Genomic DNA, 12,502 nt, shown 5'->3' with positions numbered 1-12,502 from the left:
TTTACGTAGCTGAGCGGTCATCCCCCGGGTTACACACAACCTGTGGATAACCCTCCGGATAACTTTCTGTCGGCGCAGTGATCGCTCAGCGCGTCCTGACCATCGGCCGGAGCCGGTTCGCCGGCTTCGCGGTGACCTGCTCGTGCCGGCGGTGCCGCGCGGGCGGCCGAGGCCGTACGACGAACACGGCTCCGTGCTCGACGACGTACGGGTCGGTGACCAGCTGATGCCGTCGCGCGATGGACTGTACTCCAGCCACCACCCCGACACCGCAGAACGCACCGGCCGTGTTCGCGATCAGGTCGTGCAACTGGCAGGAGCGGCCGAGCTGGGGGATCAGTGCCTGGACCGCCTCGACCGAGGCCGAGAGGCCGATCCCTGCAGCGATGCCGTCACCCGGGCGGCCGCTGGCCAACGCGAGCAGGGCGGCGGCCGGCACGAAGAGCAGCACATTGAGCAGGCCCTGGACCGACGTCAGTCCACCGGTCGTGGCCAGGTGGGTGCCGCACTGACCGATCACCGAACGGATCCGGTGCGGCGTCGGGCTGAGCGTCGCCGCCAGTACCAGCGCGAACGCCGCCGGCATCCCGAACGCTGCGAGGCGAGGGGGCATGGCCCCCGGCCGCCGCAGCGACGAGAGTGCGACCGGCAGTGCCATGCCGCTCAGCACAAGCCAGGTATCGAACAGATGTGGGATGCCGCGATAAGTCTCGAGCACTCGTCGGACCCTCCCGTGGTCGACCGCCTGACTCGATCTCTTCCTGCTCTCGACGATCTGTCGTCACCCGCACCAGCCGCCACCCTTGTCCGGACATCTGCACGCAGCCGCAAACAACCCGTGACAATCCGTGTACAAACTGTCACGACACAATGGTGCCTAAGGCAACGATCTTTTGCGCTGTGGATCCACCGATCGGTGGAGGCGCTCGCTCGGGCTGAGGCCGAGAGTGGAGCCATGCCGACCGATCTGAGCGCTTCCCGGACCAGCAGCACCTGGCGCAGCGTCACGCTGCTGATCACCGCCTACCTCGCCGTCAGCGTGCTGACGCTGGCGGGCATCATCGCGCTGCGCAACAACCCCGCCGCGGTCAACGACGCCGTCTGGGTCCGCGGCACGATCGTCGTCGCGAGCGCCGTCCTGACGCTGTCGTTCGCCCGCCGCGCCGCCCGCGGTTCGGCCCGCGCCTACCTCCGGCTCCGCCTGGTCAGCGCGATCATGCTCGTCGCGATCGTGGTGATCGACGTGCTGCCGGGGACCTTCCCGCTGTGGATGAAGGTCGAGCAGGCGATCTGCGGACTGTTGCTGCTCGGCGTCGTACTGCTGGTCAACGGCAAGCACCTCCGCTCGGTGTTCACTGGAGCCTGAGGAGGCGCGGATGAGCGAGCGGGTGTGGCCGGTCCGGCTGACCGTCGTGCCGTACGCCCTGCTCGCCGTACTGACCGCCGTCACGGTGCTGATCCGGCAGTCCGATGCGCGACCGTTCGGCGCCGATCTCGCGCTGTGTGCGGCGATCGGAGCGTGGATGCTCTTCGGGTTCACGCTGCGTCCCGCCTGGCGGGAGCGGCCGGGCGCGATGGGCGTGTTCCTGGCGGGGTTCGTCGTACTGATGGGCTGGCTGGTACTGCGGGATCCGTGGTTCGGGTTCTTGACGCCGGCCGGCTATTTCTACGCGTTCGGGCTGTTGCCGTGGCCCTGGCGACTGGCGGGGATCAGCGCGGTGGGGGTGGTAGCGGGGACCGCCCAGGCGTACGGCGTACCGAAGGACAGTTGGTACGGGTGGTTGACGTATGCCGCAGTCATCGCGGTGAACGTCCTGGCGATGTGCCTGGCAGCGTGGCTCGACTGGCAGCGCGCCACTCTGCAACGGCAACTGGGTGTCAGCGACGAGCGTGAACGCCTGGCCCGCGAGATCCACGACACCCTCGCCCAAGGCCTCACCGGCATCATTACTCAGCTCCAAGCCGCCGAACACGCCACCGACGACCGCCGCCCACACCACCTGAACGCCGCCATCGGGCTGGCCCGCGAGAGCCTCCGCGAAGCCCGCCGCTCCGTCAACGCCCTTCGCCCCGAGCCCCTCCAGTCCGCCGCCCTGTCCGACGCGCTCGCCAACGTCACCCACCACTGGTCCACCCGCCACAGCATTCCCGCAGCCTTCACGCTCACCGGCACCCCGGCTCCGCTGTCCGAGGAAGTCGAGTCCACGCTCCTCCGAGCCGCGCAGGAAGCCCTCGCCAACGTGGCCAAACACGCTCGGGCCACCCGCGTCGGCGTCACGCTTTCGTTCCTGGACGCCCACGCCGCCTTGGATATCCACGACAACGGCACCGGTTTCACGCCCAAGCCTGATTCCGATGACGGTGGATTCGGGTTGATCGCGATGCGGCAGCGAGTCGAGGCGCTCGGTGGTTTGCTGTCGGTCGAGAGCGAGCCTGGGCGCGGAACCACCGTCGCCGTCATCGTTCCTCGCGGAGGTACGTCGTGATCCGGTTGCTGATCGTCGACGACCATCCGGTCGTCCGGGACGGGTTGAGCGGGATGTTCGCGGCCGACCCGGAGTTCGAGGTGGTCGGTGAGGCGGCCGATGGCGCGGCGGCGGTCCAACAGGCGGAGGTGTTCCGGCCGGACGTGATCCTGATGGACCTGCAGATGCCCGGTGTCGGTGGGCTCGACGCGATTCGGCAGCTCGCCGCTCGCGGCAACCCCGCGCGCGTCCTGGTCCTCACCACCTACGACACGGACACCCACGTCGTGCCAGCCATCGCGGCCGGCGCCACCGGCTATCTGCTCAAGGATGCGCCCCGCGCCGACCTCCTTCGCGCCGTCCGCGCCGCCGCCGCGGGCCACGCCATCCTCGCTCCGACAGTCGCCGACGTCCTCGCGAACCACACCCCTGACCTACTCACGCCACGGGAGCTCGAGGTCCTCCAGTTGGTGGCCGGCGGCAACACCAACCGCGAAACCGCCGCCCACCTGTTCATCAGCGAGGCCACGGTGAAGACCCACCTGATCAACATCTACGCCAAGCTAGGCGTCCCGGATCGCGCCTCCGCCGTCGCCGAAGCCTTCCGCCGCGGCCTGCTCTAACGGTCGGCCACCACAACACAGGGACCGTAGCTCCCGGTCTTCACACGCCCCACACCTATGCCCGGGACCGAGTTCTTGTCGGGGCCGATAAGCGCGACCACCAGCGTGTAGCCACGGAACTTGGCCGGGTCGATCAACACACCGAAGGCGCCGGAGCTGCTGATCGTGTGCATCAGGGCACCCGGCTCCTCCCGGTTCACGGCGGCAGGGGTTCGGCGGCATTTCTTCCCCGCCGGGACGAAGGTCACTTCCGCGGTCACCCCAGTGGCCCGAATCTTCTTCTCCAGCCCTTCGGCATCGTCGCGGCGGTACACCACCACGCGCACCATCCCGTTCGGTTCCTGGGTCACCGCGTACGCCGGCGACGTTGCCTGCTCACCGCCGAGGATCGGTACGGCGACCGCCGTACCGGCTGCGAGCGTCAGGCACGCGGCGACTCCGACCAGCACTCGCTTCGGCCGCTTCTGTCGGATGTCGGCCGGTCGCTCGGCGACCACTGTGCGGAGTTCGGCCAGTAGCTTGTCTTCGAAGGTGTTCATGAGGTCAGCTCCGTGGGAGTCGGTACCAAGTGGAGTGACTGCGACTTGAGCCGCCCGCGGGCCCGGTGCAGACGCACCCGCAGCGTCGCGAGCCGAATGCCGAGCACCTGCGCGGCGTCGGCCGGCGAGAGTCCGTCGAGCGCGACCAGTTCGAGCGCGGCGCGCTCGCCGTCCGGCAGTTCGTCCATGGCTCGTAGCAGCGCCCGCGCCGAGGCTTCGGCGTCGATCCGCTCCTCGAGCCGCGTGACGTCGTCCGCCGTGAGCAACCGCCGGCCCGAGATCCGCTGGTTCGCCCGCAGTTCCCGGGCATGCCGCCGCTTCTCCGCCGACACGACGTTCCGCGCGATCCCGTAGAGCCAGCCGATCGGCGTACCGAGGTTGGCCCGGTAGCCGCCCGCCGCGTCGATGGCCGCCAGGAACACATCGGCGGTCAGGTCCGCGGCCAGGTAGGGATCGTCGACCCGGCGGGCCACGAACCGTTGAATCCGCTCGATGTGCTCGGTGTAGAACGCCTCGAACGCATCCGGGTCCCGCCCGATCTCGGCTGTCTGAGTCACGTCCGTCCTTCCGTCGCAGTCGGAAGTACTTGGTCCGAGCCCTCCGCGACGTTACGTCCGGATCAGGTCGGCCGAGGCCGAAGGCCCTTTTCAACCGCCGACGAAAAGGTTGAGCCGTGGTCGCCCGGCACGGTTACTTGCTCTTCCGGCGGATCCCCCGATCGCCTTCAGGAGGCGTAACTGATGCACGTACGACGAGGAATAGGGGCCATGGCGCTGGCCCTCGCCGTCGCCATGGTGGCACCGGCAACGGCAAGTGCGGCCCCGAGCCCGGGCGGGCCCGGGCTGGGCGAGCCGTTCGAGATCTACAAGTGGCAGGGCAACGGCGGGTACGACGTCCAGAACTACGACATCGACCTGACCTACCAGCCGTCGACCGATCACCTGGCCGGCCGGGCCGTCATCACCGCCCAGGCCACCAAGGAACTCTCCGAGTTCAACCTGGACTTCTGGCTGAAGGTGAGCTCGGTCAAGGTCAACGGCGTCGAAGCGTCCTACCGGACCATGACCGAGGACCAGACCGAGCTGGTGGTCACCCCGAAGACCCCGATCCTCGGCGGCACCTTCCAGGTCGAGGTCGTCTACTCGGGCACACCGTCCGAGGCGGGTCAGGGCGTCGAGCGCGTCCGCTGGAGCCGCTCCGGCCCGAAGGACTTGTCCCTGCCGAGGACCGGCGGCCTGTCGGTCAACCAGCCCCGGACCGCCGAGTGGTGGTACCCGGTGAACGATCACCCGTCCGACAAGGCGACGTACTCGGTGTCGGTGAACGTGCCCAAGGACTACGTCGCGATCTCCAACGGTCACTACCTCAGCACCAAGGACGACGGGCCCGGCCGGGTCCGCTGGAGCTGGTGGAGCCGGGAACCGATGGCACCGTACCTCGCGTACGTCGCGATCGAGCGCTTCCAGTACGAGACCGGTACGGCGCGGATCAGCGGTCGCGACGTGCCGTACTTCCGCGCCTACGACCCGAACCTGGAGAGCTTCGGCCTGATGCCGACCGCGAAGAAGGTGCTCGAGTCCTCGGACCAGATCACCGACTTCCTGGCCTCGCAGTTCGGTCCGTACCCGTTCGACACCACCGGCGGCGTCGCGTCCAGCGGGATCCCGTTCGCGATCGAGAACCAGAGCCGATCGACGTACGGAACGATCGCCATGGCAGCCGGCGACTACGGCCAGGACGAGACCTGGGTGACCGCGCACGAACAGGCACACCAGTGGTTCGGCGACTCGGTCTCGATCGGCAACTGGAAGCAGATGTGGCTGAACGAGAGCTTCGCGACCTACGCGGAGTGGCTCTGGTCGGAGCACCGCGGTGGGCCGACCGCCGACAAGCTGGCCAACGCGTACTACAACCGCGACTGGGCGGCCGCACCGTGGAGTGACCCCACGTTCTGGAACAACTCGGTCGCCGATCCCGACGGGATCTTCGGCTACCCGGTCTACTATCGCGGCGCGATGGGGCTGCACGCCCTGCGCAAGAAGATCGGTGACGCGAAGTTCTTCCTGCTGCTGAAGCGGTACCACAGTGAGCACAAGTACCAGAACGCGTTCACGACCGACTTCACCGCGCTCGCCGAGGAGATCGGCGGCCCCGGGGTGCGCGAGGTGTTCGACACCTGGATCTACAGCGAGACCAAGCCGGCCACCAGTCCGGCCGGGCTGGCCGTCACTGTCGACGCGAAGACCGTGCGTCAGGCCGCAGCGATGACGCGGGTCCACGACGCCCTGATCGCCGCAGGCCACGGCGACCATGGGCACGGCGCCGAAGCTCCGGACGCGCAAGCACCCAAGTAGTTCCCGCCTCAGTTCAGCGGTGCCGCTCGACTGCCGCGGCCGCCTGCGCGTCACCGTCGGCGCGCAGGCCGGCGATCACTCCGTCGACGTCCGCGGGGGACCGGTTCTGCGACAGCTTCGCCTTCGCCTCGATGCGGGTGATCGCGAGTTCGACGCCCACGATCGCCCGCAGTTGGCCGGTCACGAACTTCGCCGGCGCGTCATCCACCGACCACGGCTCAGCTCGCGTCCCCTCGTGCAGCTGCGTCAACCGCCGTACGAGGTCACCGACCCAGTCCGGGTCGTCGTGCACGGTCAGCTCGCCGTACACGTGGGCGGTCACGTAGTTCCACGTCGGTACGACGCGCCCGTGCTCGCGCTTGGCGGCGTACCAACTGGGGGACACGTAGGAGTCGACCCCGTGCATGATCACCAACGCCTCGCCGACGACCGGCCGCTGCCACTGCTCGTTGTTCCGCGCCAAGTGCCCCTGCAGCACCTGTCGCTCGGCGTCGTACACGAACGGCAGCATGGTCGCCAGCAATCCTCGATCGGTCATCGTGACCAGATCAGCCGCCCCATGGGTGGTCAGCAACTCCGCGACAGCCTCGTCCTCCACAGCGAAATGCGCAGGCACATACATCCGAACTCCCAGCCTCGACCGAAACCTCAAGCCTGCCCGGCGCTGCCCAACCCGCACAGAGCCAATTCGCACTGCCTTCCGCCCGGAACCGGCCTACGTTGTTGCCGGGATGGGCGGTAGCCACATGAGGGTGGTCGGCTCGACAGGGTCGTGATGAGGGACGACCACGACTTGGTGCTCGTCTTCGTAGAGAACGCGGCCGGGGTCGTCGGAGGTGAAGCGCTCGCACGGAAGGTTGTGCGCGGCAAGGATCGCCAAGTACTGCGGAACCGGGCCGAGCAGCTCGACGGCCGTCGTACGGAACCAGGCCGCGGCGAGCGGGTTGGCACCGTAGACGGCCGGATCCACGGTCGACGGGTCCGTGTACGTCGCGTCGTACCAGGCGTTCGTCGTCCGGCGGAACTCCTCTTCCGCCGCGGTGAGCAGACCGCGCTTGCCGAGCATGTTCACCAAACCGAAGAGTCCGATCCGCCGACCGTGCCGATCGGGGACCGGACTCTGGAAGCGCACGAAGGTCATCGCCCCATTGTGCGCAGTGTCCTGAAGAAGGTGCGGAGGTCGGCGGCGAGGAGGTCCGGGACCTCCATCGCGGCGAAGTGCCCACCGCGCTCGTACTCCGTCCAGTGCGTCATCGCGCCGGCGGGGTCGGCCAGGCTCTTGATCGCGGTCTCGGCGCCGAAGACGGCAACGCCGGTCGGGGGAGGGGTGGCCGGGGCCCACTCCTGGGCGGCGTCGTCGCCGTCGCTGGTCCGCTCGGCGCCGACGCCAGCGCTGTCGCTGCTCCAGTTGCCGCCGTCGCCCTCACCCTCGCCCCAGCCGCCGGAGCGCTGCTGGGCGAGCATCGCCTTCCACGCCTGCATGCCCTCGTACACCGCGTGCGCCGACGAAGCACCGGACTGCGTGAACCAGTACAAGCTCACATTGGTCAGCAGCTGATCGCGATCAACCGCCTCCTCCGGCAGCTTGTGCGCGGGATCGGTCCACTCGGCGAACTTCTCCACGATCCAGGCCAGCTGCCCGACCGGCGAATCGTTCAACCCGTACGCCAGGGTCTGCGGCCGCGTCGACTGCTGCACCAGGTAGCCCAGCCCGTCGTCGACATACCGGTTGAACGCCTCCGCCCGGACCTTGTCGCTCTCGGAGAGGCCGTCGGTGGCGATCGGTCCGGCGAAGGGCGCCGCGGCGAGTACCCCGGCCAGGTGCGCGCCAACCACGTGCTCGGGGTCGATCATCGTCAGCATCCCGGTCACTCCGGACCCGGCGTCGGTTCCGTGCGCGGCGTACCGGTCGTAGCCCAGCCGGGCCATCAGCTCGGCCCACATCTGCGCGACCCCGAACAGGTTGAACCCTGCCGGTCCGAGCGGCGTGGAGAACCCGTACCCCGGCAGCGACGGCACTACGACATGGAATGCATCCGCCGGATCGCCGCCGTACGCGACAGGGTCGGTCAGCCGCCCGATCATCGCCTGGAACTCCACCGGCGACCCGGGCCAGCCGTGCGTCAGGATCAGCGGCAGTGCGTCCGGCACGGCCGACTTCTGGTGGAAGAAGTGGATCTGCTGGCCGTTGATCTCGGTCGTGAACTGCGGGATCGCGTTCAGCGCCGCCTCGGCCGCGCGCCAGTCGTAACCGTCGGCCCAGTACGCCGCCAGCCCGCGCAGGTACCCGACCGGCACGCCGCGGCTCCAGTCGTCGACCGCCGGCGCCACCGGCCACCGCGCACTGTTCAGCCGCGCCTTGAGGTCGTCGACCTCGGTCTGCGGAATCTCGATGGTGAAGGGCTTGATCTCCGTGTTCGTCGTCATGTCTCTTACGGTAGAAACGATTGCGGCGAGCTTTCTTCCGCGATTGAGAACTCCTTTCAATGAGAATCTGGGGGAGTGGACACCCGCCTGAACACCGCCCGGATCCGAGCGGCCCGCGAGGTCATCGATCCGGTCTTCCTGAACACGCCGCTCTACGACTGCGAGGCCCTCACCCCGGAGCTCGGCTGTTCGGTGAGCATCAAGCTCGAGACCGCGAACCCGGTCCGCAGCTTCAAAGGCCGCGGTACCGAACTCGTCGCCGACCAACTCACCGGCACCGCCGCGGTCTGCGCCAGCGCCGGCAACCTCGGCCAAGCCCTCGCCTGGTCCGGCCGCAAACGCGGGCTCGACATCACCGTTGTCGCGTCGCGGTTCGCCACCCCTGCCAAGCTCGACCGCATCCGCGCGCTCGGCGCCACCCTCGAACTGGTCGACGGCGACCACGAACTGGCCCGCGACCGCGCTGCGGCGATCGCCCGCCGTACCGGGATCCGGCTCGTCGAGGACAGCCTCGACCTGGAAACCTGCGAAGGCGCCGCCACCATCGGCCTCGAGCTGGTCGACCCGTCGTTCGATACCGTCCTGATCGCGCTCGGCGGTGGCGCGATGGCGACCGGCATCGGCCACGTCCTCAAGGACCTGTCACCGCAGACCGAGGTCGTCTGCGTCCAGCCAGCCGGCGCACCCGCGATGACGCTGTCCTGGCGTCAGGGACGCGTGGTCACCACCGACTCCGCCATCACCATCGCCGACGGCGTCGCCGGCCGCCGCCCGATCCCCGAAGTACTCGTCGACCTCCTGCAGGTCGTCGACGACGCCGTACTGGTCGAGGAATCCTCGATCGTCACTGGCGTCCGCCTGCTCCACACCCACGCCGGCCTGGTCGCCGAACCCTCCGCCGCCCTAGGGCTTGCCGCCCTCCTGGAAAACCCCGCCCGCTTCGCCGGCCGCCGGGTAGCCACCATCATCTGCGGCAGCAACGTCAATCCGCCCGACCACCACCGCTGGACCTCAACACCCGACAGGTCGCCCACGCACCGAGCACCAGAAACCCCACCGCGGCAATAGCGAGCAACACAACAGACCCGGTGAACGTCGCGACCGCCATCGGCACGAACGCCGCAAACGCGGCTCCCTCGTACCAATCCCCGACCCGCTCCCACCGCTGCCCCAACCGCCCGAACACAGCCGTCAGCAGCACCCCCACCGCAAACACCAACACCACCCACCACGGCGCGTCCACGGCCCTCCTTCAGAAATCCCCTCGCGTCCTCGGGCAACACCCCCTAGCGTGCACACATCCCACCAAGAGGTGAAGTGCATGCCCGAAATCGTCGTCCCGCTGACCATCCGCGATCTGACCCCCGACGACCTCCCGTCGCTGGGGGAGTCTCCGGCCAAGCTCACCTCCATGGTGGAGGAGCTGACCCGCGCCCAACGCGGCGAGGTCGACTACCTAGCCGTCTGCACGCCGTCCGGCCACCCCGTCGGCTACGGAGCAGTCGACTACACCAAGCCCCCCGGCGGCGCGACTCTCTACCAACTCACAGTCATAGAACCCCTCCAGTCCTGCGGCATCGGCACCATCCTCATCCGCGCCCTCGAGCAACGAATCCGCGCCCGAGGCATCCCCCTCGCCGAACTAGGCATCGACGACGCCAGCCCCCGCCCCCAAGCCCTCTACGAACGCCTCGGCTACCAAGTCAGCGGCACCGAACCCGGCGCCTGGGACATCACCACCCCCGACGGCGGAACCGCCCGCTACGAAACCACCATCACCCTCCTCCGCAAGCAACTGAACGACGACGTGTAGGGCTCAATGCAATCTGTGGAACCGAACGGCCGCTCGGCGAGCGTCTATCTGATCGTCGGGTTGCCCGGCGCGGGAAAGACGACGCGTGCAAAGGCCCTGGAGCTCAGCGAGTCGGCGCTTCGCCTGACGCCGGACGAGTGGCAGATCGCCTTGTTCGACTACGAAAACCCGCCGGACAAGCGCGATCTGGTCGAGGGCAAGCTGATCGAGATCGGCATGCGCGTCGCGCAGCTCGGTACCAACGTGGTGTTCGACTTCGGCTTCTGGAGCAGGGACGAACGCTCGGCACTCCGTTGGATCGCCAGCGAATTAGGTGCCCACAGCACCGTTGTCTATCTGCCCATCACGCCTGAAGAGCAACGCGAACGCATCACGCACCGCTTCGCCACCGTGCCCGAGCAGACCTTCTCCATGAGCGACGCCGAACTGGCAGAGTGGCGCACCCTCTTCGAGCCCCCGGACCAAGCAGAACTCCAAGGCGCTCACCTCCCGCCCGTCCCGCCGGACTATCCCACCTGGTCAGCCTGGGCTTCCGCCCGCTGGCCGTCCCTCCCCGAGCTCATTCAGAATCCAGTCATATAAGGAAAGCGCGACCTCGACCCGCCGCTCCGCGTTCCCCAGGAACAACTCGCGATACAACGTCTCCACCTCGGGCGGGCCTGCCAGATCTTTGAGATGCGGCCGCACTGAACTGTTCGGCGGCAGCGGCCGATCGTTGGCCGCCCACAACCCCTCCATCAAGAACCACGACGTAGTCCCAGTAACGAAAGCCGCCTTCAACAAGTCGCCGCCCGCCACCGCGACCCGGATCTTCTCTGCCGGATACCGAAGGTTCGCCGCTATCGCCGCCTTCTCGGCCGCCCCGACGCGATACCCCTCGAACCGCTCCACCGCCCGCTCCCGCAACCGCCCCAACGCACCCTGCGGGTCATAAAGCACCCGCCCATCCAAGTACGCGTAGACATGCATCGGGTTCGACTCCATCGCCGCCCGTGCCTTCGCCTCGTCCGCAAACCCCCACTCAACCATCACCCCCTCGCGAACCTCATCCACAGCCGCCCGCTCAACCCCATCAGCCAGGATCACCCGCAGATCAACATCAGTCCCCGGCAACGCATCCCCCCGCGCCAACGACCCCGTCAACAACACCCCGACAACCTCGGCATCCGCCGTCGCCTCGGCCAGCAGTCGCTGCAACAACCCGTCGTACAGCACCGAGCTATCCACCCTTCGCACCGGCTTCGATGTAGGTCTCGTTCTGCTGCCGCCACACCGAGGCCGCCCGCCAAGCGCTGTCCGGCGTGGGCCCGAGCATTCCCCACATCCGCAGCGCGTACCAGCCGAGCGCAATGGCTCCCGCCCGCTTCAGATCCTCGTCTGCGCAGACCGGCAGACCATACGCGCTACGGCAGTCAGCCATCTGCCCAACCATGTCCTGCCACCCGGTCCTCGCGGGATCCGAGTTCAGCACCTGCGGATAAGCGGCATCGAACACCCACGGCATTTGGCAAGGTTCGAAGTCGATCAGCAGCGCCGGACTGATCTCAGGCGCCGGCGTCCGCATCAGCACGTTCCCCATATGCAGGTCCCCATGACAGACCTCTGCCGGACAGACCTCGTTGACGAACCGCCAGTCCTCCTCGAACCGCTCCAGTACGACGTCAACTGGCCCCGGCGCACCACGTTCCTGACCTCGCACGAGCCATTCGTGCACAGCATCTGCCGTCAACTCGCCGTACGGCGCGGACACGATCGTCCGCGCAAGTCGCTGAAATCGAACGCCGGCATCCATCAGCAACCCGAACTCGATGCCGCCCCAGCCGTCATGCAATCCACCCGGCAGCCGCTCCATCACGACCCACCCGACCTCGACTCCGCTCAGCCGATCCCCAACCGCGAAGACCCGCGGCGCCAACCCAGGATCCCGCTCCGCGACGACCTCACTCCAGAACCGCTGAGTCCCCGAGACCCCAACCTTCACCAGCACATCAACGCTCTCCGGCGCCCACCGTCCCGTGAAGTACATCCCTGAGACACCCCAGGGAATCAACTCCGGAACCGGCTCAACAAGCTCCGCCAGCGCCGCCTCGTCCTTCACTAGGCCGTGCAGATACGCAACAACCTCAGCACTTCGTCGTACCCGCCCGAACTCGTCGAAGGTCTCCATCCGCCTCCTCCGCGACCGCGGCCAGCCTGCCACCTCCTGCGACCTCGCGCGACCGACTTACGCCGACCACGCGCGTCTAGACTCCCGAGACCAACCAACCTGTCGAAGCCGGAG

The 12,502-nt window shown here is 68.0% G+C and carries 15 protein-coding genes; 7 read left to right on the top strand and 8 right to left on the bottom strand.

The genetic code is table 11. The features are described 5' to 3' along the window. Positions 1-85: 85 nt before the first annotated feature. Positions 86-718, bottom strand: a complete 633-nt coding sequence (locus ABZS29_RS10335) for a VanZ family protein (protein WP_355460411.1) — start codon at positions 716-718, stop codon at positions 86-88. A 237-nt stretch (positions 719-955) separates the two neighbouring features. On the opposite strand from ABZS29_RS10335, the gene ABZS29_RS10330 reads away from it, so the two are divergent. The 3 genes from ABZS29_RS10330 to ABZS29_RS10320 are packed head-to-tail and all read left to right on the top strand — an operon-like array spanning position 956 to position 3,088. Continuing rightward, positions 956-1,366, top strand: a complete 411-nt coding sequence (locus ABZS29_RS10330) for a hypothetical protein (protein WP_355460410.1) — start codon at positions 956-958, stop codon at positions 1,364-1,366. Positions 1,367-1,376: 10 nt separating this feature from the next. Further along, entirely contained in the window at positions 1,377-2,486 is a 1,110-nt protein-coding gene (locus ABZS29_RS10325; protein ID WP_355460408.1) for a sensor histidine kinase, read from the top strand. After that, a complete protein-coding gene (locus ABZS29_RS10320; protein WP_355460406.1) occupies positions 2,483-3,088 on the top strand; it encodes a response regulator transcription factor in 606 nt (201 codons plus the stop codon). Before ABZS29_RS10325 ends, ABZS29_RS10320 begins: the two co-directional genes overlap by 4 nt. On the opposite strand, the gene ABZS29_RS10315 is transcribed toward ABZS29_RS10320, so the two are convergent. Together ABZS29_RS10315 and ABZS29_RS10310 are read right to left on the bottom strand one after the other, a co-directional pair. Then, positions 3,085-3,627: a hypothetical protein gene (locus ABZS29_RS10315; RefSeq protein ID WP_355460404.1), complete on the bottom strand. Its 543-nt coding sequence runs from the start codon at positions 3,625-3,627 to the stop codon at positions 3,085-3,087. The two genes, ABZS29_RS10320 and ABZS29_RS10315, sit on opposite strands and share 4 nt — an antisense overlap. Continuing rightward, positions 3,624-4,184 (bottom strand): RNA polymerase sigma factor, encoded by a 561-nt coding sequence (locus ABZS29_RS10310; protein ID WP_355460402.1) that lies wholly within the window; start codon positions 4,182-4,184, stop codon positions 3,624-3,626. Before ABZS29_RS10310 ends, ABZS29_RS10315 begins: the two co-directional genes overlap by 4 nt. A gap of 210 nt (positions 4,185-4,394) precedes the next feature. On the opposite strand from ABZS29_RS10310, the gene ABZS29_RS10305 reads away from it, so the two are divergent. Next, a complete protein-coding gene (locus ABZS29_RS10305; protein ID WP_355460400.1) occupies positions 4,395-5,981 on the top strand; it encodes a M1 family metallopeptidase in 1,587 nt (528 codons plus the stop codon). A gap of 13 nt (positions 5,982-5,994) precedes the next feature. Here ABZS29_RS10305 and ABZS29_RS10300 read toward each other — a convergent pair whose 3' ends face one another. The 3 genes from ABZS29_RS10300 to ABZS29_RS10290 all read right to left on the bottom strand — a co-directional run bounded on the left by ABZS29_RS10300 (position 5,995) and on the right by ABZS29_RS10290 (position 8,408). Further along, positions 5,995-6,603: an FMN-binding negative transcriptional regulator gene (locus ABZS29_RS10300; RefSeq protein ID WP_355460398.1), complete on the bottom strand. Its 609-nt coding sequence runs from the start codon at positions 6,601-6,603 to the stop codon at positions 5,995-5,997. A gap of 93 nt (positions 6,604-6,696) precedes the next feature. Then, entirely contained in the window at positions 6,697-7,122 is a 426-nt protein-coding gene (locus tag ABZS29_RS10295; protein ID WP_355460396.1) for a hypothetical protein, read from the bottom strand. Then, entirely contained in the window at positions 7,119-8,408 is a 1,290-nt protein-coding gene (locus tag ABZS29_RS10290; RefSeq protein WP_355460394.1) for an epoxide hydrolase, read from the bottom strand. The genes ABZS29_RS10295 and ABZS29_RS10290 overlap by 4 nt, the downstream gene beginning before the upstream one ends. A gap of 75 nt (positions 8,409-8,483) precedes the next feature. Between ABZS29_RS10290 and ABZS29_RS10285 the strand changes: the two genes are divergently transcribed. The 3 genes from ABZS29_RS10285 to ABZS29_RS10275 all read left to right on the top strand — a co-directional run bounded on the left by ABZS29_RS10285 (position 8,484) and on the right by ABZS29_RS10275 (position 10,803). Next, on the top strand, positions 8,484-9,476 hold the full coding sequence (locus ABZS29_RS10285; protein WP_355460392.1) for a pyridoxal-phosphate dependent enzyme: 993 nt from the start codon (positions 8,484-8,486) through the stop codon (positions 9,474-9,476). A gap of 253 nt (positions 9,477-9,729) precedes the next feature. Then, positions 9,730-10,221 (top strand): GNAT family N-acetyltransferase, encoded by a 492-nt coding sequence (locus ABZS29_RS10280; RefSeq protein ID WP_355460391.1) that lies wholly within the window; start codon positions 9,730-9,732, stop codon positions 10,219-10,221. 15 nt (positions 10,222-10,236) lie between these two features. Continuing rightward, positions 10,237-10,803 carry an ATP-binding protein gene (locus tag ABZS29_RS10275; protein ID WP_355460389.1) on the top strand — a complete coding sequence of 189 codons (567 nt, stop codon included), beginning with the start codon at positions 10,237-10,239 and terminating at the stop codon, positions 10,801-10,803. Here the strand turns inward: ABZS29_RS10275 and ABZS29_RS10270 are convergent. Both ABZS29_RS10270 and ABZS29_RS10265 read right to left on the bottom strand, forming a co-directional pair. After that, positions 10,741-11,436: a nucleotidyltransferase domain-containing protein gene (locus ABZS29_RS10270; RefSeq protein WP_355460387.1), complete on the bottom strand. Its 696-nt coding sequence runs from the start codon at positions 11,434-11,436 to the stop codon at positions 10,741-10,743. The genes ABZS29_RS10275 and ABZS29_RS10270 overlap by 63 nt on opposite strands. A 4-nt stretch (positions 11,437-11,440) precedes the next feature. After that, positions 11,441-12,388, bottom strand: coding sequence for an aminoglycoside phosphotransferase family protein (locus ABZS29_RS10265; protein ID WP_355460385.1), 948 nt, complete (start codon positions 12,386-12,388; stop codon positions 11,441-11,443). Positions 12,389-12,502 lie beyond the last annotated feature (114 nt).

The organism is Kribbella sp. NPDC005582, assembly GCF_040605415.1.
Lineage (GTDB): Bacteria > Actinomycetota > Actinomycetes > Propionibacteriales > Kribbellaceae > Kribbella.
Note: the sequence above shows the minus strand (reverse complement) of the source record. Positions and strands in the feature narration are given on the sequence as shown.

Coding starts and splice junctions, on each gene's coding strand:
- ABZS29_RS10300 (WP_355460398.1), bottom strand. CDS start 6,603: ATGTATGTGCCTGCGCATTTCGCTGTGGAGGACGAGGCTGTCGCGGAG.
- ABZS29_RS10325 (WP_355460408.1), top strand. CDS start 1,377: ATGAGCGAGCGGGTGTGGCCGGTCCGGCTGACCGTCGTGCCGTACGCC.
- ABZS29_RS10265 (WP_355460385.1), bottom strand. CDS start 12,388: ATGGAGACCTTCGACGAGTTCGGGCGGGTACGACGAAGTGCTGAGGTT.
- ABZS29_RS10295 (WP_355460396.1), bottom strand. CDS start 7,122: ATGACCTTCGTGCGCTTCCAGAGTCCGGTCCCCGATCGGCACGGTCGG.
- ABZS29_RS10290 (WP_355460394.1), bottom strand. CDS start 8,408: ATGACGACGAACACGGAGATCAAGCCCTTCACCATCGAGATTCCGCAG.
- ABZS29_RS10330 (WP_355460410.1), top strand. CDS start 956: ATGCCGACCGATCTGAGCGCTTCCCGGACCAGCAGCACCTGGCGCAGC.
- ABZS29_RS10280 (WP_355460391.1), top strand. CDS start 9,730: ATGCCCGAAATCGTCGTCCCGCTGACCATCCGCGATCTGACCCCCGAC.
- ABZS29_RS10305 (WP_355460400.1), top strand. CDS start 4,395: ATGGCGCTGGCCCTCGCCGTCGCCATGGTGGCACCGGCAACGGCAAGT.
- ABZS29_RS10315 (WP_355460404.1), bottom strand. CDS start 3,627: ATGAACACCTTCGAAGACAAGCTACTGGCCGAACTCCGCACAGTGGTC.